Raw genomic sequence first — 26,332 nt, 5'->3', positions numbered from 1 at the left:
AAACTGAAATCCGTCAGAATTTATGGCCGCCGACACGTCTCCCAGCAAACAGCTTGAAGCTCCACCGCTCAAACCCCTCCCCGGTGTTTCCAAACTCGCCGCAACCCCCAATCGCCCCCCTCGATACTCGGTCCAAATCCAGAATCGAGCCGGTCAGGCTGTGACCGTCGCGGATCCACGCGCGACGCGGGCGCTCGTCGCTTTGATGGATGTGCACGCCGTGAATGGTGGCGCCGCGTGTCATTGGGGCGGACCCGCCGCCTTTGCGGACATGCTGGCCGCGCTCCACGCCTTGATGTTCGCCACCGCCGGTCGGCCTTGGCATGAAGCCTTCAACTTTGTCAATGACGCCGGTCATGCCGAAAACGGGATCTACGCGCTGCGGTCCAATTATGGTTTCGACGGCCTGTCCTTTGCCGATCTCAAAGGGTTCCGCAGCATCGACAGCAAACTCACGGGCCACGGCGAATCCCACCTCAATCCCGAGGGCGTGCTTTTAAGCAACGGCCCGCTGGGCTCGGCCCTTCCTCAAGCCCAAGGCCTGGCCTTGGCGGACAAACTCGCGGGACGCGACCGCGTGACGGTGGCCATCGTTTCCGACGGAGCGTCGATGGAAGGGGAGGCGAAAGAATCTTTTGCCGCGATTCCTGGCCTGGCTGGGCGGGGCAAGCTGAACCCCTTCGTCATGGTGATCTCGGACAACGACACCAAACTTTCCGGGCGCATCACCAAGGACGCTTTCTCGATGGCTCCGACGTTTGCCTCCCTCGAAGTGCTGGGATGGAAGGTCATCAAAGTTTCTTCCGGACACGATCTTACCGCGTGTTACCACGCGTTCGAAGAGGCCATCGAAACGGCCGCGCGCCAGCCGAATCAGCCAGTCTGCCTGTGGTTCAAGACGATCAAGGGCTATGGTGTGAAATCGACCGAGGAGAGCTCCTCCGGAGGGCACGGTTTCCCCCTGGCCAATGGGGAAAAAATCATCGAATTCGTCAGCGAGATCTACGGCGGCCAGCCCCCAGCCGAATTGACAGAATGGGCTCGAGCCCTCCGCTTGGAATGGGAGAAGAAGGACGAGGCGAAAAAGGCCAAAGCCGCCGCGGCCGCGTCCGCTGCCTCCGCTCCAGCCCCGGTCAAAACGGACAAGGTTCAATCCGGATTGGCCAAGGGCGCCATCAAGGCCGCCCAGGAAGGCTATCCCGTTTTTTCGGTCTCGTCCGATGTCCAGGGCTCCACCGGGATCAGCCCGTTCCAGAAGGGGTTTCCGGATCGATTTGTGGAGGTCGGCATTGCGGAGGCGAACATGATCAGCACCGGTGCCGGGCTGTCGAAGGGGGGGTATATTCCCATTGTGGATACTTTCGGTCAATTTGGGGTGACCAAAGGCAACCTGCCGCTGACCATGGCGGCGTTGTCTCAGGCGCCGGTGATCGCCATTTTTTCGCATGTCGGGTTCCAGGACGCAGCCGACGGCGCGTCCCATCAAGCCACCACGTATTTCGCCGCGACGTGCGCCATTCCCCACACGGTGGTGGTGGCCTGCTCCTGCGCGGACGAGGCGGAAGCGCTCATGCTTCAAGCGGTGCGACAGATCGCGGAGGCACGGAAACGCGGCGAGGCGGGTGAGAGCGTCCTATTCTTCGTGGGTCGCGAGAATTATCCGTTGTGGTGGGTGGAGGGGGCTCGTTACGAATGGGGCAAGGCACAGGTTCTTCGAGAGGGTTCCGACGTCGTGATCGCGGGATGCGGAACCTTGCTCGGCAAGGCCATCGAGGCAGGCCGGATCCTGGCGGAGAAAGGCGTCTCTGCCACCGTGGTCGGAGTGCCTTTTGTGAATCGAGTGGACGTCGAAACTCTCACCCCTCTGGTGCGGCAAGCCCAGGGCCGGTTGATCACGATCGAGGATCATCAACGGACCGGCGGCATGGGCTCGATCCTTTCGCACGCGCTTTCGCAGGCGGGAGTCCGGCACGAGGTGCGGTCGCTGGCCATCGGCGGGGAATTCGGGCAATCCGCCTACCTGGCGGATCAGCTCTACGAGAAGCACGGAATGAGCACGGGCAGGCTGGTGGAGACCGCGCTCGCCTGGTGCGGGCGATCCTGATCCGGAACTTCTTTGCGGACCGTTCCAAAATACGTCTTGTCACGTGGAGAGCGATTGGTATGGTTTGCCCCCTTTGCTATGAAAGCTGACATTCATCCGCGCTATCAAGACGCCGAAATCCGTTGCGCCTGCGGCAACGTGATTAAAACGCGCTCCACGCGCACCAGCATCCTGATCGGCATTTGCAACGTCTGCCATCCGTTCTACACCGGGCAGCAGAAATTCGTCGATACGGCTGGACGCGTGGACAAGTTCCAGCAGCGCATGGCGAAGACCCAGGCGGCGCAGGAAGCCAACGCCGCCAAACAGACGAAGAAGAAAAAGTAGTCTTTTCGCTTTCCGCCGCCCGCCGGGCCGAAGCCCGGCGGGCGGTTCGTTTTATTCGGAGGGCTTCGCCGAATGGATCTCGCTCCCTACATCGAGAAATTTCAGCGGCGTTACGCCGAGCTTGAATCGCTGCTCAGCGATCCCAAAGTCTTCGACCAGCCGCAAAAGGCCCAGGAGTTGACGCGCGAGTATTCCCGCCTCAAGGAACTCATGGCCCTCGCCGCGGCCTACCACGCCTCGATCAAGAATCTGGAGGAGAACCGGGAGATCGCGGCCGCCGAGCCGGAAGACTCCGAGCTGTCGGCCATGGCCCGGGAGGAAATCGCGCTTTTGGAGATCCAGCGATCGCGGCTCGAACTGCAGTTGCAGGCAGGCATTCTGCCGCCCGATCCCGCCGATTCGCGCAACACCATTTTCGAAATTCGTGCCGGGGCCGGAGGCGCGGAGTCCGCCTTGTTCGCCGCTGATTTGGCGCGTATGTACACCCGCTACGCGGAAGCCCGGGGCTGGAAAGTGGAGCCCATCGATTCGAGTTACTCGGACTTGGGCGGGTTGAAAGAGGTCATCTTTGGGGTGACCGGGCGCGATGTCTACAAGCGGCTGAAGTTTGAGAGCGGGGTTCACCGGGTGCAGCGCGTTCCCGCCACGGAAGCCTCGGGACGCATCCACACCAGCACCGTGACGGTGGCGGTGCTGCCGGAAGCCGAGGAGGTTGATGTGGAGATCAAGCCCGAGGATCTCGAGGTGACCACCTGCCGGGCGTCAGGGCCGGGAGGACAGGGCGTCAACACCACCGACAGCGCCGTGCAAATCCTCCATAAACCCTCCGGCCTGATTGTTCGTTGTGCCGATGAACGATCCCAACAGAAGAACAAGGCCAAGGCATTCAAGGTGCTGCGTTCACGCTTGCTGGACGCGCGGGTGGCCGAGGAAAACGCGAAATACGCGGCCCAGCGCAAAGCCCAGGTCGGCACGGGCGAACGCAACGAACGCATTCGCACCTACAACTTTCCCCAGAATCGGGTGACGGATCACCGCCTCGAACTCACCCTCTATAACCTGCCTGCTTTCATCGAAGGGGACCTGGACGCCATCCTCGATCCGCTCTTGGCCCGGGACATCGAGGAAAGACTGGCGAACTTGCAGCTTTGAATTCATGAACTGCGCTCCAAAGGAACTTGCGGGCATCGTTTTCGATTGCGATGGAACGCTGGCCGACACCATGCCGCTGCACTGGCTTGCGTGGAACGCGACTTCGAGAAAATACGATCTGGGTTTTACGGAGGAGCGGTTTTATGCCCTCGGCGGCGTGCCGGCCCGGGATATCGTGCGCATGCTGGCGGAGGAGCAGGGACGCTCGCTTGACCCTCTGGCCATTGCCCGCGAAAAAGAAAACGCCTATCTCGAGTTCATGGACCACGTTCAACCCATCGAACCCGTGGTCGAAATCGCCCGGACCTATCACGGGCGGATCCCGCTCGCAGTCGCCTCGGGCGGAACCAGCGACATCATCGACTTGGTGTTGCGGCGCTTGGGCATCCGCGGGCTGTTTGCCGCCGTGGTGACCAGCGAACAGGTGCGGCGGCAAAAGCCGGCACCCGACATCTTTTTGGAGGCGGCTTCCCGAATCGGGGTCGACCCCGGCCGCTGCCGCGGCTATGAAGACACCGAACTGGGCATGCAAGCCATTCGCGCGGCGGGGATGGAGGCGGTGCATGTGGATGATGTGCTGGGCGGACGCCGGTTGCCGGCGGCCTGACCGGTCAGCCGGTGGTTGCCGCGCACAGGCCCGGGTGCGCGTGAATTTGGCGCAGATCGACGCGTTATTTTGCCCGCCGCGCCGGCCGCTGTGGGTCGCGGCCCTTTGATTTCAACCTTTGGCCCCGAGCCCGTTTTGCGGCTTGTGACGGCATAAAAGGTGCTTATATTTCCAGGTAGTCCAGTGTTTTTGAACTGGTTTGGATGCGGTGCACTGTCCTTGAAATTATGAAGATTCCGACGCTGTTCCTGTGGGTCGCGGTGTTGATGGCCGGGTTGACTGCGGCATCGGCGCAACCCGTGATCACGGACCAGGACATGACCTACAAGATCGGCGAGTACTACCGCGCTTACTCGAACAAGAAGGGCGCTTTGGTCGACGTTTCCTCGCTGATCGGCAAGAAAGGAGGCCCCCAGTTTTGGGATTTTGCCAGCGGCCCCACCAATGAAGTGTTCCTCTACGAGTATGTGGATCCCAAGTCCGCTGCATTCGGCGCCCTCTTTCCGGCTGCGAAAATCGCCGAACGCAAGACCACCGTTTCGAGCGGGGATCAGGCGTGGTTGTTCTACGAGCATGTGCCGAACGTCGGGCGCACCGTTTACGGCGCCCGCAGCAACGAGGGGCTGTTTCTCAGTGGCGAGCTGGTGTTTGGAGCGCCGGTCGTGGATTTCCCCGCTCAGATCCGCCTCGGCGATCAATGGAGCAATCTGGTGACGTTTACCAACGATCTCGATCTCCTCGGGGACGCGTTTTCCATTCGGATTTTGATCACCAGCCGTTTCTCTGCGGATGCGTACGGGGTGGTGGATCTCCCGAAAATCGGATTCGGAGACGCGCTGCGGATCAATCAACTGGATGAGATTCAAATGCAGCTCTTCACCGAGGACGAGGAGGGCAATGGCAGCTTCAACAATTTGGGCAATCCCGTTTTCAGCCGATTTTACTACTGGATCATGCCCGGTCGGGGAATCGTGGCCACCATCGCCTCGGAAACCACGGGAACGCTCGAAGGGAACGCCACGCCGCCCCCCGACAATTTCGCCCGCGCGGACTTTTTCGTCCGCATGTTCGAGACGAATCGAAAGCCGAACGAAGGCTGCGACACCCCGGGGCCCGTGAGCGATTTGCGAATCACGGTGGATTCGCGCGGACGGGCCCTGTTGCGTTGGACGGCCTCCGCCTGCACTTCGCAATACCGGGTGGAGCAAACCTCGAGTTTGGCGCCGGGATCGACATGGGTTTCGCTGGCCACCACGCCGGCGAACTTTCATCTGGACGAGGAAAGCAATCGCAGCGGCGGGCGCTATTACCGTGTGGTCTCGCTGAAATAGGGTCCATGACGGCATGCTGGCGCCCTCTCACAATTCCTCGACCTTTCCCCGGGGACTGCGTGTGATCCGGACGGGGCGACGGGGTTCGCCAACATTCCCTTCTCCGGTCCGTTCGCGCGCGGGCTTCACGCTCATCGAATTGCTGGTGGTGATTGCCATCATCGGGCTGCTCGCTTCCATGATGCTGCCCAGTCTGGCGCGGGCCAAAGCCAAAGGCCGGGACATCGCCTGCCGCGGCAACGTTCGCCAAATCGCGCTCGGATTGCAGTTGCATGTGATGGATCACGGTTATTACCCGGTTTACAGCGTGGATCCTTCGTTGAGTTTGGAGTTCAAGTTTTGGCCGGAAACGCTGGAGCCGTACACGTCGTCGAACTGGACCAACAAGCTGTACGCGTGCCCGGATTTCAAAGGCGTCACGGCCAGCGGCAATCAGGGCGGTTCGCCCCTGGGGAGCTACGGTTACAATGCCAACGGCACGAAATGGACCCCGAGCGACCTCGGGCTTGGGGGATCGATGGTGCGGGCGACACCGAAGGAGATGCACGAGGATTCCAGTCTGTTCCGGTTGCGCGAGTCCAGAGTGGTGGCGCCCTCGGACATGATGGCCATGGGAGACGCGCATCTCATCTGGTCTCCCAAGACGATGACCAAGAACGTCTATGGCGTCGATTTGCCGTATGACAATTACAGCGGCATGGGACTGCTCGACATCAATTCACGAAACGGCGTCGAGCAGAGCGGTTGGCCGGGCAGCAAGGGGATCATCAAGGCGACTCTGAAGAGGCATGGCGGCCGCTACAACGTCGCCTTCTGCGACGGTCATGTCGAGAGCATCAAGCGCGATGATCTTTTCAGCCGGACGGATCGTCCGCTGCGGCGTTGGAATAACGACAACGAGCCGCACGCGGAACTGCTGAACCGCGTGCCTTGACGAGGCGGGCTCGGCGGCGGCGATGCAGGCGCGGTGCTTGGCGTCCCCTTGCGAATCTGGAAGAGGGGGATCATTGACCGGATCGATTCCGGGCTTGGAAATATCAATGCGACACGGAGGTCGCCAGGGTGTTCAATGAAGCATCGATGAAATCGATCTTGCATCTCAATCTGGTGATTGCCTGGGTTTGGGTTTTGGCGGGTGTGGTTTCGGGAGCCTTGCTCGGGCTGAAATTTCACGAGGATCGCTGGCAGGGAGGCTATGCCAGTCTGCGCCGCCGCATGATGCGGCTCGGGCACATTGCCTTTTTCGGCATGGCTTACCTCAATCTTCAATTCTGGATGACGGGTTCCCAATTGGAATTCCCGGCGCTCTCGGCGCGGGTGGCGAGTTGGGGGTTCGCCCTCGGCGCCTTGGGCATGCCCCTGTGTTGCTATCTCATGGCGTGGCGTCCCTCGTTTCGATGGTCTTTTGCGGTGCCGATCCTGGGACTTCTGGCGGGGACGGGAATGACCTTGAAGGAGTTGATGAAACCATGAAAACCAAGCGTATTGGACTGATCGCCATGAGCGGAGTGCGGGCCAGGAATCCGGAACTGGTGGCCGCGGGATTGACGATGCCGGGCTTCGTCGAACGGAGCGAAGTCATCGCCTCCCTGCCCAGCCTTTCGCTGCTGACACTGGCGGGGATGACGCCGGACGGGTTCGAACTCAGCTACCATGAGATCGCGGATTTACGAGGGTTGGACACCTTGCCGATGGACTTTGACCTTGTGGCCCTGACATCGTTGTCGGCCCAGATTCGGGATGCTTACCAGGTTGCGGCGGCTTACCGTGCCAAGGGGATTCCCGTCATTCTCGGCGGACTGCATGCGACCGCGCTTCCGGACGAAGGGGTGGCCCAGGTCGGTTCTGTTGCCGTTGGAGAGGGGGAATTGATCTGGCCCGAGGTGCTGTCCGACCTGGATTCGGGAACCCTGAAGCCGGTCTATCGAGCTCCACGAGGGGAGAGTTTCGATCTCCGGCAAGCTCCTCTGCCTCGCTTCGATTTGTTGGATCCTTCGCGTTACAACCGGCTGACGGTGCAAACCAGCCGGGGTTGTCCGCACCGCTGCTCGCTCTGCGCGAGTTCGATCCTTTTGACGGCCCATTACAAGACCAAGCCGGTGGCCAAGGTCATGGAGGAGATCAAGGCCATCCGCGCCTTATGGCCCAGGCCTTTCATTGAGTTTGCGGATGACAATAGTTTTGTGCATCGAGGGCACGCCAAGGAGCTCTTGCGGGCGCTGGCTCGCGAGAATGTGCCGTGGTTTACCGAAGCCGACGTGCGGGTGGCGGACGATCCCGAACTGCTTGGATTGATGAGGGACGCGGGATGCCGGCAGGTCTTGATCGGATTGGAGAGCCCGGCCAAGGACAGCCTGGACGGCCTTGAGGAGAAGGCGAACTGGAAATGGAGACGGCGGGATCGTTATCTCGAAGCCATCGATCGCATTCAATCCTACGGCATCACCGTCAATGGCTGCTTCATTCTGGGCTTGGACGCCGACACCGAGTCGGCGTTCGATCGTGTATTCGACTTCGTCCGAGAATCGTCTCTCTATGAGGTGCAGGTGACGGTGCTGACGCCTTTTCCGGGCACGCCCCTCTATGCGCGGTTGAAGCAGGAAGGGCGGCTGATCGAGGAGACCGCGTGGGATGCCTGCACATTGTTCGATGTCAATTTGCGACCCAAGCAAATGTCCGTGGCGAGGCTGGAAGCCGGGATGGTGGACTTGATCAAGCGGCTTTACTCCGCGGAGGAGACGAGATCGCGCCGACGGCGATTCTGGAGACACCGAAAAGGCAAGCCTGGCGGGACTGCCTCCCCCGCGGGCGCGCGAACATCCTCCGCTTCCGCTCCGGTTCCGGCCTAAATTTCAAGGGCTTCCGGGCATCTTCGGCATTGCCCCGCTCCGGGACGACGCACCATACTGCGCCCCAGCCATGAGCGCGACGAGCAAAAGCACCGGCAGCGTCGATTCCATCGTCAGAGTGCTGACGGTGTCCAACAAGCTGGGCATTCACGCCCGGCCGGCCGCGCAATTTGTCAAGACCGCGAGCCGGTTCGCCGCTGAGATCCATGTTGAAAAGGACGGCGAGCGGGTGAATGGAAAGAGCATCATGGGGCTCATGATGCTGGCGGCCGGGCAGGGATCGAAGCTGACGGTCATCGCGGAAGGGGGCGACGCCGCTCAAGCCGTGACCGAGATTGAATCGCTCCTGCGCGGCAAGTTTGGGGAAGATTAAGCGCTCACCCGGCGAGGCCCGAGCCCGGCCTGCCCGCATTCCACTTTTCGAATTCTATGGCCCAGGACGAATTTGACATTCGCTACGTGGCGAATCTGGCAAGGCTGAAGTTGACCGGCGAGGAGCAAGCCCACCTCTCCTCCCAGTTGGGTTCGATCCTCGCCTACATCGAGCAGCTCAAGAAAGTGGATGTCTCCCAAGTAGAACCCACCGCCCATCCTTTCCCACGCGTGAATGTGATGCGTCCGGATGAGATCACCTCTTCGCTGGGGCATGAGGACGCACTGCGGAACGCGCCTTCCAAGGCCGGAGGGCTTTTTATCGTTCCGAAAATCGTCGAGTAAACGAGCTTCTCCCCATGCTGCATCATCTGACCTTGAGCGAGTTGCGCGCGCGGCTGGAAAAGAGGGAGGCATCCTCCCGGGACATCGTGCGCGATTGCCTGGCGCACATCCGGAGGACGGAGCCCTCCATCCATGCCTTCTTGAGCTGGGATGAGCAGGACGCAATGGCTCAAGCCGACGCGGCGGATCGGGAGATCGCGAACGGAGTTTCGCACCAGCAGAAGCCCTTGTTGGGCCTGCCGATCGGGTTGAAGGACGTCATCGTCGCCCGCGGACACCCCGCGTCCTGCGCCTCGAAGATTCTGCAGGGGTTTGTCTCGCCCTATGATTCGACGGTGGTGAGCCGGCTGCGGGAAGCGGGCGCCGTGATCATCGGGCGCTTGAACATGGATGAATTCGCCATGGGCAGTTCAACCGAGAACTCGGGTTTCCGGACCACGCTGAATCCATGGGACACGACCCGGATTCCGGGTGGCAGTTCGGGCGGTTCCGCCGCGGCCGTGGCGGCTCATGAGCTGCCCGCCACCCTGGGATCCGACACCGGGGGGTCCATTCGGCAGCCCGCGGCGCTCTGCGGGGTGGTGGGACTCAAGCCCACCTACGGACGCGTTTCGCGCTATGGGTTGATCGCTTTTGCCTCGTCTTTGGATCAGATCGGGCCGTTCAGCCGGGACACCCGCGATGCCGCGATCCTGTTGCGTGTGATCAGCGGTCATGATCCGAAAGATTGCACGAGTCTGCCTGAACCGGTGCCCGACTACGAGGCGGTGCTGGGCCGCGATTTGAAGGGTTTGAGGGTTGGTTTGGCGAAGGAGTTCATGGTGGGCGGGCTGGATCCGGAGGTCAAAGCCGCCGTGGACGCGGCGGTGAAGCAATTGCAGAACCTCGGGGCGGAAGTCCGGGGGGTTTCGCTGCCGCACAGCGAGTACGCCGTTGCGACCTATTACATTTTGGCGACGGCGGAGGCCAGTGCCAACCTCGCGAGATTTGACGGCATCCGCTATGGCCTGCGGGTGGATGGGGCTGATCCCGCCCAATTGTATTCGGCGAGCCGGGGCACCGGATTTGGGCCGGAGGTCAAGCGCCGCATCATCCTGGGGACGTACGCGCTGAGCAGCGGCTATTACGACGCGTATTATCTGCGCGCCCAGAAAGTGCGCACGCTGATCCGTCAGGATTTCGAGAACGCTTTCAGGCAAGTGGATGCCATCGTGTCGCCCACGACGCCGACCGCCGCCTTTCGCGTGGGGGAAAAATCAAGCGACCCGCTGCAAATGTATTTGTCCGATATTTTCACCATTTCCTGTAATTTGGCGGGCAACTGTGGTGTCAGCGTGCCGTGCGGATGGACCGCGAATCCACGGCTGCCGATTGGACTTCAGATCCTCTGCCCTTCATTCGGGGAGGAGACGTTGCTGCGCGTCGCCCACGCCTATGAGCAGAGCAATGCTTGGCACCGCCAATTCCCGCCTCTTGCTGAGGGCGTTTGAAGCGGAGAATTCCCCATGGATTACGAACCCATCATCGGCCTCGAGACGCACGTTCAGCTCAAGACCCGCTCCAAGATGTGGTGTGGATGTGCCAACGCGTTTGGGGCCGGTCCGAACACCCTCGTGTGTCCCGTGTGCTTGGGGTTGCCGGGCGTGCTGCCCGTGCCGAATGAGGAAGCCCTCAGACTGACGACCCTCACCGGCTTGCTTCTGCATTGCGAGGTTCCCCGGACGGCCAAGTTTGATCGCAAGAACTACTTCTATCCGGACGTGCCCAAGAACTATCAAATCACGCAGTACGCCATGCCTTCCACCCGGAACGGGTGGCTCGATTTCGAGTTCGGGAGCGGCGTGGTGCGGGTTCGGATCACGAGGGCTCATCTCGAGGAGGACGTGGGCAAGAATTTCCATTTCGACCGCCACAGCGGAGTCGATTTCAACCGTGCCGGCGTTCCCTTGTTGGAGATTGTCTCCGAGCCGGATATCACAAGCCCCGACATGGCGGTGGAGTACCTGAACGCGTTGAAAGCGGTGCTGGTTCAGGGCGGGGTGAGTGATTGCGACATGGAAAAGGGCATGGTCCGTTGCGACGTCAACGTGAGCGTGCGGCCCAAGGGGTTCTCGACACTGGGCGCCAAGATCGAGATCAAGAACATGAATTCCTTCAGCGCCGTGCGCCGTGCGCTCGACTTTGAAATTCCGCGCCAAATCGGGGTTCTGCGCGGAGGCGGGGCCTTGAGCCAGGAGACGAGGCGTTGGGACGACGTGGCGGGGATTACGGAACCCATGCGCTCCAAGGAAGATGCCCACGATTACCGGTATTTTCCTGAACCCGATCTCATGCCGCTCCAACCGGACGAGCGATGGCTGCAATCCGTGCGTGCCCGGATGGTGGAGCTTCCGCTGGACCGGAAAATGCGCTTGATGCGGGATTTTGCCTTGCCTGAGGGCGATGCCGAAGTGCTGACGGCGGAGGCGGCGTTGGGGAACTATTTCGAGGCTGTGGCTCGCGCGGGCGGCCATTCCAAATCGATTGCCAATTGGATCATCAACAATTTGCGCGCTCTCATGGCCGAACACGGAGTAGGACTTGACGGGTTGAAATTTCCCGCGTCCGCGATTCCAGAGTTGGTGCTTTTGGTGGAAAGCGGGCGCATCAGTTCCAAGATCGCGCAAGAAGTCTTTCAAGAGACTTTCCTCACCGGCGCTTCGCCGGGGTCCATCGTCGACAGGAAAGGTTTGGCTCAGGTGAGCGATACCGCGGCTTTGGAGAAGTTTTGCGAGGACGTGATTGCCGCTCATCCGAAGAGCGCCGAGGATTTTCGCGCCGGCAAGGCCGCCGCGCTGAACTTTCTCAAAGGCCAGGTCATGAAGTTGAGCAAAGGCAAGGCCAACCCGTCCCTCGTCGGTTCCATTCTGGAGAAGCAGCTTTCGAACTGAAGTCGTTCGGCGGTGCTCACCGCCCGGCGGGTCAGGATTCGAACAGGCTGAGCACTCGCGCCGCCTCCGTCACGCTCCAGGCTTGAGCGTCGCATCCCCGCGCTCGATGGGGCGCGTTGCCATCCAGAATCTCCGGCAGTTGGCCGAGGCAACCCTCGTCCAGCCGTAACTCCGACGAATCAAGATAGCTGCGCGCCGCCGAGCGTGCTTGCGGATCATCCGGCCACGCTCGGAGCATCGCTTCGCAGAATGAGGGAAACGTCCAGCACCAAGCGGTGCCGTTGTGGTAGGCGGGTTTGCGCCGGGTATCCTCGTCGCCCTCATAGTGTCCCCAGTAGGGATGATGCGGATCGTTGAGAAGTCGTCCATCATGGCCCTTGACCGGCAACGGAAGTTCGACCCGCAAGGGAGCCAAAGAGCGAAGCGCACCCGGGACGACCAAGTGCCTGGTTGCGGCTTGCACGGCGCGCCGTGACCGCACTCGCCCGCCTTCGCTCGATCCAAGGGTGCCCAGCGCGATCGCCAGGATCATGTTGGAACGGAGCGCGTCGTCGATGTGCGCGGCTTGGGCGGAAACTCCAGCCGGCGCCCTGAGCACGTCGGCATACCAACCCTTCCGTTCCAGCCAAAACAAACCTTCCAGCGAGGCAGCGGCTTTCTCCGCCCAGGCTCGCCAATGGCTTGGGTCCTTCGTGCCCTCGGCCATGGCCAGTTGTCTGAGGAGGCGGACCCAGAGGGCCTGAATCTCGATGGGATAGCCTTCGCGAGGGGTTCCCGCGGGGTAGTTGGTATCCATCCATGTAAAATGCCCCGGGCTCCAAACCAATCCGGAATCGGGGTCTACTCGAATTCCGTTGGCAGTGCCCCGCAGATAATGGGTGGCGGTGGATTCCAGCACCTCCACCATGCGGCGTCCTCGCGGATGCACGGGGACAGCCAGGACATCGGTGGGGTTTGTGGACTTCGCGCAGGCTGAGGCCAGCTCCTCCACGACCACGCCCAGCCAGAGGGGCGCGTCGGAAGTGTCGCGGTTCGAGGCGTCCTGCGCGTGGATGCTATTCGGCAGGGTGCCACCCGCTTCGAAACGCGCGAATGTGCATAACAGGTTGAGGACTTCCTCCGTCCTGCCGCAACTGATCAAGCCCCGGGCGGCGATGAGACTGTCCCTTCCCCAATCGAGAAACCAAGGATAACCCGCGATCACCGTCTCGCCTTCTCCACGGCGCGCGCGAAACTGGTCCGCCGCTCGCGCCAGGCGCGAAAAAAATCGCGAGCGCCCGGGGGTGACGTTGAGGGGAGGAGTGTTGGAGAGCCGGTTTTCCGCCAACGCCAAGGCAGTCTCGGGGACGCTTTCCGCGGTGATGACCAGTTCGGCGGAAGCGCCGGGCTCGAGTGCCATCTCAAACCAACCCGGACTGAAGGCGTCCCCGCTGGCCGTTTGGCCGCGCGAAGCCTCGTGGGGATGGGGAATATTTTCGGACCATTCCGGTGCTTCATGGTAATCTCCGGTCGCGCAAAAGGCCGTGAGCGGGCGATCCTCCGCCGGTTTGAACCGGAATCCCGCCGGATTCTTCAAAGCACTCGTGTGGCGCCGGAAATGATCGTCTGCGCCGGGACCTCTCCGGGTTTCCGAATGAAAGCTGCGATCCTCCAGATCCAGGCGGGCGGTCAAGACGAGCGGGAAAAGATCCGCGTGCTCGTGGCGAGGGCGGTGGAGCCGCACGCGAACCGTGTTGGCAAACGCGTCCATGCTCATGGAAACTTCCACGGGGATGTTCGATCCCGCACCGGCAAAGGCGCGGAAGGCCCATCGGGGGATCGGTTCGAGTTGGAAATCCGAGAGGTTATGGAAATCGAGCGGCGTCAGAAACCGGTTCGCGTTGCTCCACAATCGCAAACGCTTGACGAGGACATGACGATCCACCGGCAACGACGGATGAAGATTCGCGCCCAGCAGGCAATCGTATTTGGATTCGATCCGGCCCAGATCCAGCCGAACCCGACACATCCCGCCTCGTCCGTTGGTCAGCAACACAAGCTGATTCGGCAACAGCTGTGCCGGTGCGGGCTGGGCAGAAACTGAACCCAACGCTTGAACCGGGGTGGGTGGATTCAAGAAATGAAGGGCGCCGGTGAAGCTCGCCGCCGGGCTGCGCCGGGTGCGCAAGTTCAACCGGGAATGTCCGAGCCCGCCGTTGGGTGCCACGGCCGCGATCCACCCGTTTTGGACCGGACAACTCTCGAGCCGCATGGGGTGGAAGTCGTTTCCACGGGTGCAGGTGGCGGTGAAAGGTTCAGGATGATGAATCAGCAGCCAATGTCCGGCAGGCACGAGCGTAATCCGGCTCGTGTCGCTTTCGCTCCATTCCGTCACGGGTAGATAATCGCCGCGCCTTCGGAGTTCGGCTGTTCTTCGGGTGCAATCGAAGGCGGGGTTGTCTGGTTCCGGCTCAAACGGGCGGGTGAGCATCGCCAGGAACCCCGCCGGATCTTGTTCCACCGCCTCTGCGATGCCTCTGGCTCGGGCGAGTGCGAGGCACGTCGCTTCATCGATTTCCCCGGCTCTCTGCATGGCCCAGGCCCGGCGCGAGCTGGATGCGCGGTACGCCTGGCCTTGCGCGATTTCGTAGTCGCCGGCAGGAGCGAGGCAATAGGCAGTGCATGGTGGAATCTCGGAAAAACATCCACCGTCCGAATCCACTTCTAGGGCTGGCGCGGTTTGGCCGAGCAGGTCCCGCCATGCGCTGAAATGGTAGCGTGGATCGTCGGGGGACGTCGCGCGAGGAAGGGTCCATCGGGCCCTTTGGGGCGCTTCATCCTGAGGATTGACCACGATCAACACGGCGTGACGGCGGTCCTGGGACTGCCGCAGCAGGACATAAACCGCGCTGTCGGGCGGACTCAATCGCTCCAGGCTGGCTCCATCGAAGAAACAGGGATGTTCGGCGAGAAGGCGGTTGAGGGTGGCGATTTCTCGCGTGATATGGTCGGGAGCCTCCCAGCGCAAACCCGAATTTTGGTGGACATTGACCTTTTCCGTGGCCAGCCATTCGACGCCTGTGGTGATGGCATAGCCGCCGTTAGGGCTTGTCAGCGCGCAAAGTTGGTTGCGCAGCAGAGACCACGCCCGGCCCTGGACGGCCAGGCGGTTGTTGTCATGAGTCTCGCTGTAATGGACGAGCAAGCCGACGCGCTGACTGGCCTGAATCGCGTGATCCAAATATCCGGCGATTTGTCTGCTGGTAAACTCCTGGAACAGCTCCGAATAGGCCCATTGCATGCCCCCCTCGGTCAACAGCGCTTCCGTGTCCCACCAACCGCCCCCCAGGCCTTCCAGCAGAAAGAGCGTGTTCGGGAACTCGGTGCGCACCCGGGCCACCACGTAGCGCCAGACCGGCATCGGCACTTTGTATCCCGCGTCGCAGCGAAAACCATCGACCCCCCGGCGGCACCACACCAGAAAGGCGCTGGCGAACGATTCCCAAAGTTCCGGGCCATCGGGTTTCAACTCGACCAGATCCTCCCAGACGTTACCCCACGCCCCCGGACTCGCGAACCTTCCGTCAGCATCGCGCAAGAACCACTCGGGATGTTCCTCGAACAGTCTCGAGCCCCATCCGGTGTGGTTGATCACGAGATCGAGGAAAAGTTTTCCATCCTTCGCATGAACCTCGTCAGCCAGTTCGAGAAACTGCTCCACGCCTGTCGTCCGGCGGTCCAGCTCGACCAGCGCGGGGTCAATCGCGGTCAAATCTTGTCCGGCATACGGACTCCCGAAGCGTCCGAACCTTGCGAGGGTTGTGGGGGTGGGATTGATCGGGAGAAGCTGCAGGATGCGAAAACCGAGCCGGTCGAAGATGTGAGGGATCTGGCGGGTCAGATCGCGCAATTTTCCCGAAGGTGGAATGGCGGTGAAACCGAGTTCGTCCAGTTCGCCCAGCCGCTTTTCCCAGGCTTCACTCCTGGCCTGGTCTGCGAAGCGGGACGGACCGAACAACCTCGTGAAGGCGCAGTAGAGCGTGTTCGCGGTGCGATAATCGTTCGGATGGACGCTGATGCCGAGGTCTTCGCCGGCGGGCCAGTATTGGCGGCCCTGGCCATCGACGAGGAAAGGTTTGGCGCGAAAGAAACCCACTTCCGCCAAAGGCACCGTGATGCACCAGGAACTCTCGTTTTCCCTGGCCATCGGAAGGTCCACCCAAGCTTCGTCATGGCCTCGCTCGGTGTTTCGGGCAGCTCGGATGATGCGTTCACGCTCGACCCGAGCCCGCCCCACCGTGGTGCGGAGAAAGGGGGTCCAGGCTCCGGAAACGCCGCGGCGATCCGTGAGCCGGATGACCAGCCAGTCACCGACGAAGCGCAGCACCCGCTCTCCCGCGGACGAAGTGAAGGTGAGATCGGGAGGCGTGGTTGGAACCCATCCCATAGGAGACGGGTGTTAGCTGCATCCCAGGCTTTCGCCGCAATTGAGGCACTTGTAGCAGGCTCCGTTGCGAACCGCGATATGCCCGCAATTCGGGCACGAAGGCGCATCTTGCTGATTCTCGAACGTGGTGAGGGAGACGCGTTCAAGGGTCGCCACGGACACGCGCGGACGTGAGCGCAGGGCGGTCATCAGGGCTGTTTTCGCCTCGAAGGCGGTATCGCTCTCCTCAACGACAGGGAGGTCAGGCACCGGCCGGTTCAAGTTTTTTTTTAACTCGGCATCCAAGTCGGGCATGGGGAGTTCCGTCTGGGCGGGCCGTTGGGAGTCGCGATACCCCGGAATGAACTGGTGAGCCATCCAGCGAAAAACGTAGTCGATGATCGAGGAGGCGTTCCGGATGTCTGGATTCTTGGTGAAGCCGGAAGGCTCGAATCGCTGGTGGGCGAACTTGCGGGCGAGCGCCTCCAACGGCACTCCGTATTGCAACGCCATGCTCGTGAGCGTGCCGATGCTGTCCATTAGGCCGCCGATGGTGGAGCCTTCCTTGGCCATGGTGATGAAAAGCTCGCCGGGCTGGCCGTCCTCGAAGAGCCCAACGGTCAGATAGCCTTCGTGGCCGGCGATATCGAACTTGTGCGTCACGGCGCGGCGTGTTTCCGGCAGGCGGCGGCGGAGCGGCTGGATCGCGGCTTCGCGGAGGCGTTGGAGTTCGGTTTCCAGGCCTTTGACCTTCCCATCGAGTGTGGCGCCATCCGGCTTTTCGCCGCCTTCGTTGGTCTTCCTGGTGTTGAGCGGCTGCGACCGCTTGGAACCGTCGCGGTAAATTGCCACGCACTTCAACCCCATCTTCCAGGCCTGCACGTAGGCGTCCTGAATGTCCTCGACGGAGCACTCCCTCGGGAGATTGACGGTCTTGGAAATCGCGCCGCTGATGAACGGTTGCGCGGCCGCCATCATTTTCAAATGCGCGAGATAATGAATGCTTCGCTGGCCGTGGTTGGCGCGGAAGGCACAATCGAAGACCGGCAGATGCTCGGGCTTGAGTCCACTGCGGAATCCAACGCCGTTCTCCTCGTAATCCTCAATGGTGTCGTGTTTTTCGATGTAGGCCACGATGGCGGCGATCTCGGCGGCGCTGTAGTTCAGACGTTCGAGCGCTTCGGGCACGGTTCGATTGGCGATCTTGAGCATGCCCCCGCCGGCGAGGAGCTTGTACTTGACGAGGGCGATGTCGGGCTCGACTCCGGTCGTGTCGCAATCCATCAGGAACGCGATCGTGCCGGTGGGCGCCAGCACGGTGACTTGGGCGTTGCGATAGCCGTGCTCGTTTCCCGAGGCGAGGGCACGGTCCCAGCACAAACGCGCTTCCTCTTTGAGCGAGGCGAAGTCCTTCGATGGCGCGATGGTTTCGACGGCGTCCCGGTGCAACCGGATCACGCCGAGCATGGATTCCACGTTGTCGGGCGCGAGAGGCACGGGCACATGAGTGCAGCGAGCCTCGCGGTAGCCCTTAAAGGGTCCCATGGCGGCGGCAATCGCCGAGGATTGCTCGTAGGCGTGCCCCGTCATGATGGACGTCAAGGCGCCGGCAAGCGCGCGTCCTTCGTCGGAGTCGTAGGGAAGTCCGTAGCTCATGATGAGGGAGCCAAGATTCGCGTAACCCAGCCCGAGGGTCCGAAACAGGTGGGAATTTTCGGCGATCGTTTTGGTCGGATAACTGGCATTATCGACCAGGATTTCCTGGGCCGTGATGAAGATGCGCACGGCCGCCTTGAATCGTTCCACTTCGAACACGCCGTCTTCGCGCTTGAAGCGCATCAGATTGAGCGAGGCGAGGTTGCAAGCGGTGTTGTTGAGAAATACGTATTCCGAGCAGGGATTGGTGGAATGGATGGGTTCCGTCCCTTTGCAGGTATGCCACTTTTGAACGGCTCCGTCGTATTGCAACCCGGGATCGCCGCAGATCCACGTGCCCTCGGCGATCTTGCGGAGGAGGGCCGTGGCGCTCTTTTTCTCCAGGGGTTTTCCGGTCGTGACCGAGCGGGTCCACCAGTCCCCACCCTCGAGGGCCGCGGTCATGAACTCGTCGCTGGCGCGCACCGAGAGATTTTCGTTTTGGTACATGACGCTGCCGTACGCGTCGCCGTTGTAAGAGCCGTCGTAACCCTGTTCGATGAGCGCCCAGGCCTTCTTTTCCTCCTTCTGCTTGGCGTCGATGAACTCCTCAATGTCCCCGTGGGAATCGCGCAGCGTGTTCATTTTCGCCGCCCGCCGGGTTTTGCCTCCGGACTTCACCACGTTGGCCACCTGATCGTACACCTTGAGGAACGACAACGGACCGCTGGGACGCCCGCCGCCGCTGAGTTTTTCCTTGCTCGAGCGAATGGGCGTCAGGTCGGTGCCCGTGCCGGAACCGTATTTGAAGAGCATCGCCTCGCTGTACGCCAGGCGCATGATGTCTTCCATGTTGTCCTCGACGGACTGAATAAAGCAGGCGCTGCCTTGGGGGTATTCGTACTGGGTGGGGGCGCGCTCCGCTTCTCCGTGCTGACGATTGTAATACCAGTTGCCCCGGGCGGAGTTTTTCCCGATGCCGTATTGGTGGAACAGCCCGACGTTGAACCAGACCGGCGAATTGAACGCACCGTATTGGTTGACGCAAAGCCAGGTCAATTCGTCGCAGAAGACCTCGCCGGCGGCCTTGCTGAAATAGCCATCCTTGACCCCCCAATCCGCGATGGTGCGACAAACGCGCTGGATGAGTTGGCGCACCGAGGTTTCGCGTTCCGGAGTGTTTTGCTCGCCATAAAAGTACTTCGACACCACCACCTTGGTCGCGAGCATGGACCAACTCTTGGGAACCTCCACGTTCTCCTGTTTGAAAATGACCTTCCCCGCGTCATCGGTGATCTCTGCATTGCGCCGATCCCACTCGATTTCGTCGAAGGGATGGATATGAGCCTTGCTGAAGACGCGGGCGAGATCCAAAGGGTGGGTCCGGCTTCCGCGTTTCGCACGTTCCCGAGCCGGTCGTGCAGACGCGACGGGTTTAGATTTGCGGCGGCTGGCGCCGACAGGCGCGATCACTGAATCCTGGGCATCAATCATGGCGAGCGGGTGGTGAATGGGTTTCGGGTGGAGATGGAACTTGGGACTTTCTGGCAATGGCAAAAAAACGGCGAAAACAGCTTGGTTTTCGAAGCAAAATACGCTCCCTCGAAGTCTCGTGGACCCCATTTAGTAGCGCAGTCCTCGGAGGGTAGCACTAGGGATTGTGGTGACAAGGAAAAATCTGTGAAAAATCAGGTTCAACGCAGATTCCATCAGATTCTCCGAGAAATCGACCTTTTGAGTCCGGAAACTGGAACTGCCCAAGGGGTGGGAAATGCTGGTGAACGAGGACCGGAAAGGGGCGGGTCGGACCGGAGGAACATTTTGTGGTTTCCAGCGGCTACCTGCCGATCTCAAACTGTCCGCATGCCCCAAGGCTTTCGAACGAAGATTTTGACGAGGTCCGCGTTGCCCGGTTGGAGGGAAGGATTGAGTTCACGAGGGTTGCGGCTCGTGGTGACCAATGGCTGCTTCGACATTTTGCACGCCGGACACGCGCAATATTTGGAGGCGGCGCGAAACGCCGGGGATGCGTTGTTGGTGGGATTGAACAGCGACCGTTCGGTGCGTGAACTCAAGGGAACAGGACGCCCGGTCAACCCCGAGGAGGACCGAGCGGCCGTGTTGGCGGCGCTGGAATCCGTCAGCGGCGTCTGTGTTTTCGACGAACTGCGGGCGACGGCGTTTCTGGCCGAGGCTCGGCCTGACATTTATGTTAAGGGGGGCGACTATACCGTGGAGACGATTCCGCAGGACGAACGAAGGGTGGTGGAGTCGAACGGGGGGAGAATCATTTTTCTCCCCTTTCTGCCGGGCCGTTCGACGACTCGCCTGTTGAAAAAGCTCAGTTCCTGATGCGCATCCCGATTTTTTCGAGAACCGGAAGCTGTTCACGCTTGGTCTTGGCGGCGAGGGGATTCCCCTTCAGATAGACCTGCAAGAACGGGGCGAATCGTTGTTCCTTGTCGTTTTGGCCCATGGTGACGAGGGGGGCAAGGTCTTTGACCTTGTTGTGTTCAAGCATGAGGAACGAAATGCGATTCAGACCGTTCAGAGGGGACAGGTCGGAGATGTTATTGCTGGCCAGTGAAAGCGAGAACAGGGTTTGCAACCGCCCGAGACCTTGAATCGAGCGAATGCCTGTGCGATCGAGGTAGAGGGACGCGATCTTGGGGAATTGGGTTAACGGGGCGACATCTTTCAGTTTGTTTCCGCTCAGATAGAGGGAGGCCATATTGGTCAATCCTGAGAGGGCGCGGACGTCGCGGACCTTGTTGTTCGACAGTTCGAGGTATTGAAGCGCAAGGTTGGTGGCCAGGGGGCCCAGTTCTTCCACACGATTGTCGGAAAGATCCAGAAATTGCAGACGGGCCATGCCGGACAGCGGTTTGAGGTCTGCCACCTGGTTCTTGGCGAGGTCGAGCGAGGCGAGGTTGACCGCTTTTTCGAGTCCCGCAAGGTTCGTGATTCCGGCGCTTTTCGCTTCGATGACCGAGAGATTGACCATGTCGGCCTCGGTAATGGGTTTGTCGTTGTCGCGCTTTTCGAAGACGAATTTGCGGACCGCGGCCTCGAGTTTCTTGTCCGGAAACTTGACCTGGGGTGATTCCGGTTCGGGTTCGGCGGCATGAATGGCATAGCAGACCAGGGCGCAGGCCATGGCCAGAGGGAGCTTGGGGATCATCGAGGAGCGGAGAAACGAGGATGTCATACGCGATAGGAGTCAGATTCGGCGGCGATGATCCCCATTTATGAGCGAAACCTCCCCGGGGTCAAGCCATGCGCTGTGTTTCTTGTCGCACATCGGATCCAGAGATTGCCTCAAAACAGGGCCAAAGGTAGATACAAATCTTCAGATTTTAACTAAAATATGAAATTCTCCATCGTTTTTTTCCGAGGATTGGCATTGCCGGGGTTTGTCGTCGCCCTTTTTTCCGTCGTGATGACCGCGCAGGCTCGGAATTTCCGCACCAGCTTTTATGTGCCGAATGGGAACACATTTGGCTGTGCCCTCTGTCATGTCTCCTCCGGCGGCGGAGGTCCACGAACTTCATTTGGCGAAGACGTGAATCAATTCGTCACGCCCAATGGTTCCCAGCAATTCTGGTCTCGGATCTTTAATCTCGATTCGGACGGCGACGGTTTCACGAATGGCGAGGAAATGGGTGATCCGGATGGTGATGGTCGTGCGACCGCGGGTTTTCGGGCCTCCCGTCCGTGGCTGGCCTCCAGCGTACCTGCTCCTGTCAACAAGGCGCCCACCATCACGGTTGCCGGCGACGCCTCGAGTGCGTTCGCCTTGCGAACCGGCAAGCTGAAGCTGACGGCCACGGCAGCGGATTCGGATGGAACGGTTTCGAAAGTCGAGTTTTTCGCGGATGGAACCTTGCTGACCACGGTGACGGCGGCGCCTTTTGAATTCACGGTCGATCTTTCAACCCTGGCCGTAGGAGGGCGTTCCTTCACGGCCAAGGCCACGGACAACCAGAATGGCGCCACCACTTCGACGGCATTTGCCGTCAAGTTGCGTGATCCGTTGAGCATGAACCATCCCAGGGTCTCGCCTGAAGGTGCCTTGGAAATCAGTTGGCCTTCCTTGCCGGGGTCGAAGTATGTCGTGGAATTCTCCGAGGATTTAGTCACCTGGAAGGAAGCGGGCACCCTCGTGGCGACTGAAGCTGTAGGCAGATTCAGCGAAGCTAACGCTTCCGCAGCCGCTCGATTCTACCGGGCAAGAGAAGTGGAGTAGGCGTCCAGCCCTGAAATTTGCCAGGTCGAACCTGTCCCTCGTCGACCGTCACGCTTCCAGGGAGTCTCCCAGGGGCTGCGGCAAAGCTTCATGAAGAGGGGTCGACAAGAGACTTCTCGGCGGGTGGGCGGTCTTTGAACACGAGCAGGGTCCTGTGACACACGACGCTGTCCGGCAGCGAGGGGGGTGGAGCGTGCCGTCCTGGCGGGCAGCACCTCCATCGAGCATGGCATCAAGATGACGGAGGAGGTCATGGACCTGATGAAGGCGCTCGGCATCTGGTCTTTGCCCACATGAAGCACCCGCAAGTTCACCGAGGATAAGGAGCTGATTAGGCTGGAAGCCGGCCAGTCTGCCGGCAACATCATCGTACTTTCGGTCGCAGGACCCTCGACGATGACCTTATTGCACAAAACACCACGAATCGGGCTGGCGATGGCCTGCCTCCTCGCCCTCACCCCTCGCCATCAAGCTGCTGGGACCGGGCCAGCGGCTTTGTCGAACGATGAATTTTTCGACCTGAACCGGTTGCTGGAAGTGCAAATCACCCTGCCGCCGGAAGATTTTGAAAAGCTCCGGCGGCAGAAGCGAGATCTCAGCGAGCAGTTCAGCCAGAACCGCGGTGAGAAGCCCCAAGCGCTGACCAGGGCGTACGACTGGTTCAAGGGCGATGTCACCATTGACGGCGTCACGATCAAGAACGTCGGAATTCGCAAGCGGGGCTTGCTGGGATCCGATAACACGGCACGCCCCTCTTTCAACATCGATTTCGATCAGTATGTGAAAGGCCAGACGTTTGCCGGCGAAGCACGTTTCACGCTGCACAACAACAATCAGGATCCTTCGCAAGTGCAACAAGCCCTGGGTTACCGGGTGTTCGCGGCGGCGGGTGTGCCCGCGCCGCGCTGCAATCTCGCCCGGGTGACCGTCAACGGGAAAAGCCTGGGCCTCTACTCGCATCTCGAAGCCGTGGACGAACGTTTTCTGCGGCGGCACTTTTCCAGCCCGCAAGGCCATCTCTATGAAGCTGCCTTCAGCGACTTCCGTCCCGGTTGGGTCCATGCCTTCGAGTCCAAGAATCACAAGCAGACCAAGGACCGCGCCGACCTGGAGCGGGTGGTGCGGGCTTTGGATTCGAAGGAGGGAATGATCGATCGCGTTTCCGAAGTCGTGGATCTGAACGCTTATCTCAATTTTTGGGCGACCGAGGTTCTGATCGGTCATTGGGATGGTTTCGCCGGCAATCAAAACAACGCCTTCGTTTATCACGATCCCAAATCGGACAAGTTTCACTTCATCGCCTGGGGCGCGGACTCGACGTTCGGAGATCCGCATGTGTTTGTCCCCTTCGTGCCTCCGGTCTCGGTGGTGGCCAACAGCCAACTTTCCCGCCTGCTCTACAATCATCCGGAGACGCGCGAGAAGTATCGTCATCGAATGCGCGAACTTCTGGCCATGGTCTGGAAAGAGCCGGAACTTTTGGCGGAAGTGGACCGCCTGGAGGTGCTCGTGAAGGATCGGATTACCATTCCCAAGCCGCAATTCGTCGCTGGTTTGAAGAAAGTGCGGGAATACATTCGCACTCAACGGGCCGCGCTGGATGCCGAACTGGCGCAGCCTGCCACGCCCTGGACCTACCCGAGCCGCCCGAACCGCCATCTGGAATGGGCCGGCAAACTCTCGGCGAGCTTTTCGACGGTGTGGTCGACGAACCTGCTCGGCAGTGAGCCGACGCCTTCTTCACCGCAACACCTCGGACGCTTGAATCTGGAATACTACCGGCGGCAGTATTCAGACAAGCAGGCGCGGAGCCGCACCGGCATTCACCCTCGTCACCCGGACTTTGCCACCGTACTCGTGACGGCATCCGTGGATGGGGTCACGGCCCCGGTGAGCCTTTACATCTCCGTGGATCAAGATGCCTTCCTCAAGGGCGGGATCGTTCCCCTTGATGGCAAGCAGGCCATCGGCTACCTTGTGACGGGGGTTCGTGGGACGAAATCCCACCGAGTTCTCGGTTACATCTCAAACAGCAAAGGATCGATCACGCTGTCTCGCTCGGGGCTGAAATTGGGGGAAGAGGTCAGCGGCCACATTGAAACGGAAGTCTGGGCGTTTCGTTGGGAGGATTTCGATCTCAAGGCTCTGAACGCGGCGAGTTCAACTGGACCTTAAACCTCCCGACTGACTTGTTAGTCACCGTTCCGCACCCCGGCCCGGCGGAGTTTTCTTGCTTAAGACGGCGATTGCCGTTTCCAGGATAAGGGATAGGCCTCGTGCTTCGTCATGTCTTTCTCATACATTCCAACTTACCCGCGTCATGGAGATCCGGGTCCTGACCCCCGGCAACAGGCTCAAGGACAGAAAACTCGCAACGCTTCGTTGTTCCCCTTGAAAAGCGTTCCCAGGACGAGATTAGGCGGAATCAAACTTGCTTGGCTCTTGGTGGAGGTCTAGCCTCAGATTCCATGGCCAAAGTGATGTTGATCGATGACGAAGTGACCATGGTGCAAATGGTTACGGAGTTGCTCCGCGGGGAGGGGCACGAGGTGTTCCCCTTTACGAACGGCAATGCCGCCCTGGAGGCCATCGAAGCCACCGCGCCCGAATTAGTCATCACCGATCTCTACCTGGAGAAAGCCCGTGCCCACGGGCTTGAAATCCTCAGCAAAGCCCGCTCCCTCAATCCTCTTGCGATCGTGATCCTCATCACGGGCTACGGCTCCGTCGAATCGGCCGTGGAGGCGATGCGCAAAGGGGCCTACGATTATCTGGAAAAGCCCTTCAAGCTCGATCAGCTCAAGCTTTGCGTTCAAAGAGCGCTCTCTTACAACGACGCGGTTTCGGAAAACCTGTATCTCAAAAAGCAGCTCAAGAAGAAATACCAGTTCAGCCAGATCATTGGGTCCTCGACCAAGATGCAGGATGTCTTCAAAATGGTCGAGCGGGTGGCGGACACCGACAGCACCGCCCTGATTCTCGGCGAGAGCGGCACGGGCAAGGAGCTTGTGGCGCGCGCGCTGCACTTCAACAGCCGCCCTCAATTCGCGCCCTTCGTTCCCGTCAATTGCGCCGCCATTCCCGAGAACCTCTTGGAATCCGAACTCTTCGGCCATCGCAAGGGCAGTTTCACCGGCGCCGTTACGGACAAGAAAGGACTCTTTCAAGAGGCGGATGGCGGCACGATCTTTCTGGACGAAATCGGGTCCATGCCTGCCGCGTTGCAAAGCCGTTTGTTGCGCGTTCTCCAGGAGAAGGAAGTGAGGCGGGTTGGGGACAATGTTCCCATCTACATCAATGTCCGAGTGGTTGCCGCCACCAACGAACCGCTGGAGGAGCGGGTCAAGCAAGGCACCTTCCGCGAGGATCTTTATTACCGGTTGAATGTCATTCCCATCAATATCCCCAGTCTGCGCGAGCGGTTGGATGATATTCCGCTGCTGGTGGGGCATTTTCTCCGGGACAAAGTTCACACGCGAAGCGGCAAGCCGTTTCAGGTCACCCGGCAGGCGATGGAAGTGCTTTGCGCCCATCATTGGCCGGGCAATGTGCGCGAACTCGAAAACGCTGTCGAACGCGCGTGCGCCCTGGCCGACACCCATGTGTTGCAGGTCATGGACCTCCCCCCCATCCTGCACAAGTACGCCTCCGCCTCCTCGTTCGAGACGGAGATCCAGTCCCGGCCCGATTTGCCGCCGAAATCCCTGATCGTGCTCTCGGATGCTCTTTACCCCCTGAGGAGTCCCGAGGTGAAAAATCTTTCCCTGGACACACCGGCGGGCGCTCCGCCTTCGGACCCTGCCAAGCCCATCGTTTCGTTGAAGCAATACCTTCGTGAACAGGAGGTTTCCTATCTCAACCGGGCGCTTGCTTTTGTGAACGGGGACAAGGAAAAGGCCGCGCAGATGCTGGGCGTCAGTCTCGCCACCCTCTACCGCAAGCTTTCGGACGACGAGGCCGAGTAGTTCATCGTGTGCTGTTCATGAATTGGGCGGGCCTTTGTTGCGCCGCTTGGGCGGTTCTGGCTCG

General features: G+C 60.5%; 19 protein-coding genes. 16 read left to right on the top strand and 3 right to left on the bottom strand.

All coding sequences use genetic code 11. From position 1 onward, the window contains the following. The first annotated feature begins 22 nt into the window (after positions 1–22). From FJ404_04915 to gatB, 12 genes are all read left to right on the top strand, one after another. Positions 23–2,104: a transketolase gene (locus FJ404_04915; GenBank protein ID MBM3822230.1), complete on the top strand. Its 2,082-nt coding sequence runs from the start codon at positions 23–25 to the stop codon at positions 2,102–2,104. A 78-nt stretch (positions 2,105–2,182) separates the two neighbouring features. After that, positions 2,183–2,431: a 50S ribosomal protein L31 gene (gene rpmE, locus FJ404_04910; protein ID MBM3822229.1), complete on the top strand. Its 249-nt coding sequence runs from the start codon at positions 2,183–2,185 to the stop codon at positions 2,429–2,431. Between the two features lie 72 nt (positions 2,432–2,503). Further along, positions 2,504–3,583, top strand: a complete 1,080-nt coding sequence (gene prfA, locus FJ404_04905; protein ID MBM3822228.1) for a peptide chain release factor 1 — start codon at positions 2,504–2,506, stop codon at positions 3,581–3,583. A gap of 4 nt (positions 3,584–3,587) precedes the next feature. After that, entirely contained in the window at positions 3,588–4,190 is a 603-nt protein-coding gene (locus FJ404_04900) for an HAD-IA family hydrolase (protein MBM3822227.1), read from the top strand. 227 nt (positions 4,191–4,417) lie between these two features. Continuing rightward, on the top strand, positions 4,418–5,521 hold the full coding sequence (locus FJ404_04895; protein MBM3822226.1) for a hypothetical protein: 1,104 nt from the start codon (positions 4,418–4,420) through the stop codon (positions 5,519–5,521). A gap of 13 nt (positions 5,522–5,534) precedes the next feature. Then, positions 5,535–6,455: a prepilin-type N-terminal cleavage/methylation domain-containing protein gene (locus FJ404_04890; GenBank protein MBM3822225.1), complete on the top strand. Its 921-nt coding sequence runs from the start codon at positions 5,535–5,537 to the stop codon at positions 6,453–6,455. A gap of 146 nt (positions 6,456–6,601) precedes the next feature. Further along, entirely contained in the window at positions 6,602–6,994 is a 393-nt protein-coding gene (locus tag FJ404_04885) for a hypothetical protein (protein ID MBM3822224.1), read from the top strand. Beyond that, positions 6,991–8,370, top strand: coding sequence for a radical SAM protein (locus tag FJ404_04880; protein ID MBM3822223.1), 1,380 nt, complete (start codon positions 6,991–6,993; stop codon positions 8,368–8,370). Before FJ404_04885 ends, FJ404_04880 begins: the two co-directional genes overlap by 4 nt. Before the next feature lie 70 nt (positions 8,371–8,440). Then, a complete protein-coding gene (locus tag FJ404_04875; GenBank protein MBM3822222.1) occupies positions 8,441–8,743 on the top strand; it encodes an HPr family phosphocarrier protein in 303 nt (100 codons plus the stop codon). 56 nt (positions 8,744–8,799) lie between these two features. Continuing rightward, positions 8,800–9,087, top strand: a complete 288-nt coding sequence (gene gatC, locus FJ404_04870) for an Asp-tRNA(Asn)/Glu-tRNA(Gln) amidotransferase subunit GatC (protein ID MBM3822221.1) — start codon at positions 8,800–8,802, stop codon at positions 9,085–9,087. Between the two features lie 14 nt (positions 9,088–9,101). Continuing rightward, positions 9,102–10,577, top strand: coding sequence for an Asp-tRNA(Asn)/Glu-tRNA(Gln) amidotransferase subunit GatA (gene gatA / locus FJ404_04865; GenBank protein ID MBM3822220.1), 1,476 nt, complete (start codon positions 9,102–9,104; stop codon positions 10,575–10,577). Between the two features lie 15 nt (positions 10,578–10,592). Then, positions 10,593–12,017 (top strand): Asp-tRNA(Asn)/Glu-tRNA(Gln) amidotransferase subunit GatB, encoded by a 1,425-nt coding sequence (gene gatB, locus FJ404_04860; protein ID MBM3822219.1) that lies wholly within the window; start codon positions 10,593–10,595, stop codon positions 12,015–12,017. Between the two features lie 31 nt (positions 12,018–12,048). Here gatB and FJ404_04855 read toward each other — a convergent pair whose 3' ends face one another. Beyond that, positions 12,049–16,443, bottom strand: a complete 4,395-nt coding sequence (locus tag FJ404_04855; GenBank protein MBM3822218.1) for an amylo-alpha-1,6-glucosidase — start codon at positions 16,441–16,443, stop codon at positions 12,049–12,051. Between the two features lie 12 nt (positions 16,444–16,455). Then, entirely contained in the window at positions 16,456–19,551 is a 3,096-nt protein-coding gene (locus FJ404_04850) for a vitamin B12-dependent ribonucleotide reductase (protein ID MBM3822217.1), read from the bottom strand. A 369-nt stretch (positions 19,552–19,920) separates the two neighbouring features. Here FJ404_04850 and FJ404_04845 point away from each other — a divergent pair, with 369 nt between their 5' ends. Continuing rightward, positions 19,921–20,409, top strand: coding sequence for an adenylyltransferase/cytidyltransferase family protein (locus FJ404_04845; protein ID MBM3822216.1), 489 nt, complete (start codon positions 19,921–19,923; stop codon positions 20,407–20,409). Here FJ404_04845 and FJ404_04840 read toward each other — a convergent pair. Continuing rightward, a complete protein-coding gene (locus tag FJ404_04840) occupies positions 20,399–21,265 on the bottom strand; it encodes a leucine-rich repeat domain-containing protein (protein MBM3822215.1) in 867 nt (288 codons plus the stop codon). The genes FJ404_04845 and FJ404_04840 overlap by 11 nt on opposite strands. A 159-nt stretch (positions 21,266–21,424) precedes the next feature. Here FJ404_04840 and FJ404_04835 point away from each other — a divergent pair, with 159 nt between their 5' ends. From FJ404_04835 to FJ404_04825, 3 genes are all read left to right on the top strand, one after another. Continuing rightward, the gene (locus tag FJ404_04835) at positions 21,425–22,303 is read left to right on the top strand and encodes a hypothetical protein (GenBank protein ID MBM3822214.1); all 879 of its coding nucleotides are present in this window, start codon (positions 21,425–21,427) and stop codon (positions 22,301–22,303) included. 396 nt (positions 22,304–22,699) lie between these two features. Then, positions 22,700–24,478, top strand: a complete 1,779-nt coding sequence (locus FJ404_04830; GenBank protein ID MBM3822213.1) for a hypothetical protein — start codon at positions 22,700–22,702, stop codon at positions 24,476–24,478. Positions 24,479–24,771: 293 nt separating this feature from the next. Continuing rightward, positions 24,772–26,268 carry a sigma-54-dependent Fis family transcriptional regulator gene (locus tag FJ404_04825; GenBank protein MBM3822212.1) on the top strand — a complete coding sequence of 499 codons (1,497 nt, stop codon included), beginning with the start codon at positions 24,772–24,774 and terminating at the stop codon, positions 26,266–26,268. The last annotated feature ends 64 nt before the right edge of the window (positions 26,269–26,332 follow it).

It is taken from the genome of Verrucomicrobiota bacterium (assembly GCA_016871495.1).
Lineage (GTDB): Bacteria > Verrucomicrobiota > Verrucomicrobiia > Limisphaerales > VHDF01 > VHDF01.
The sequence above is the reverse complement of the archived record's forward strand: the minus strand, read 5'-3'. Positions and strand labels throughout refer to the sequence as shown.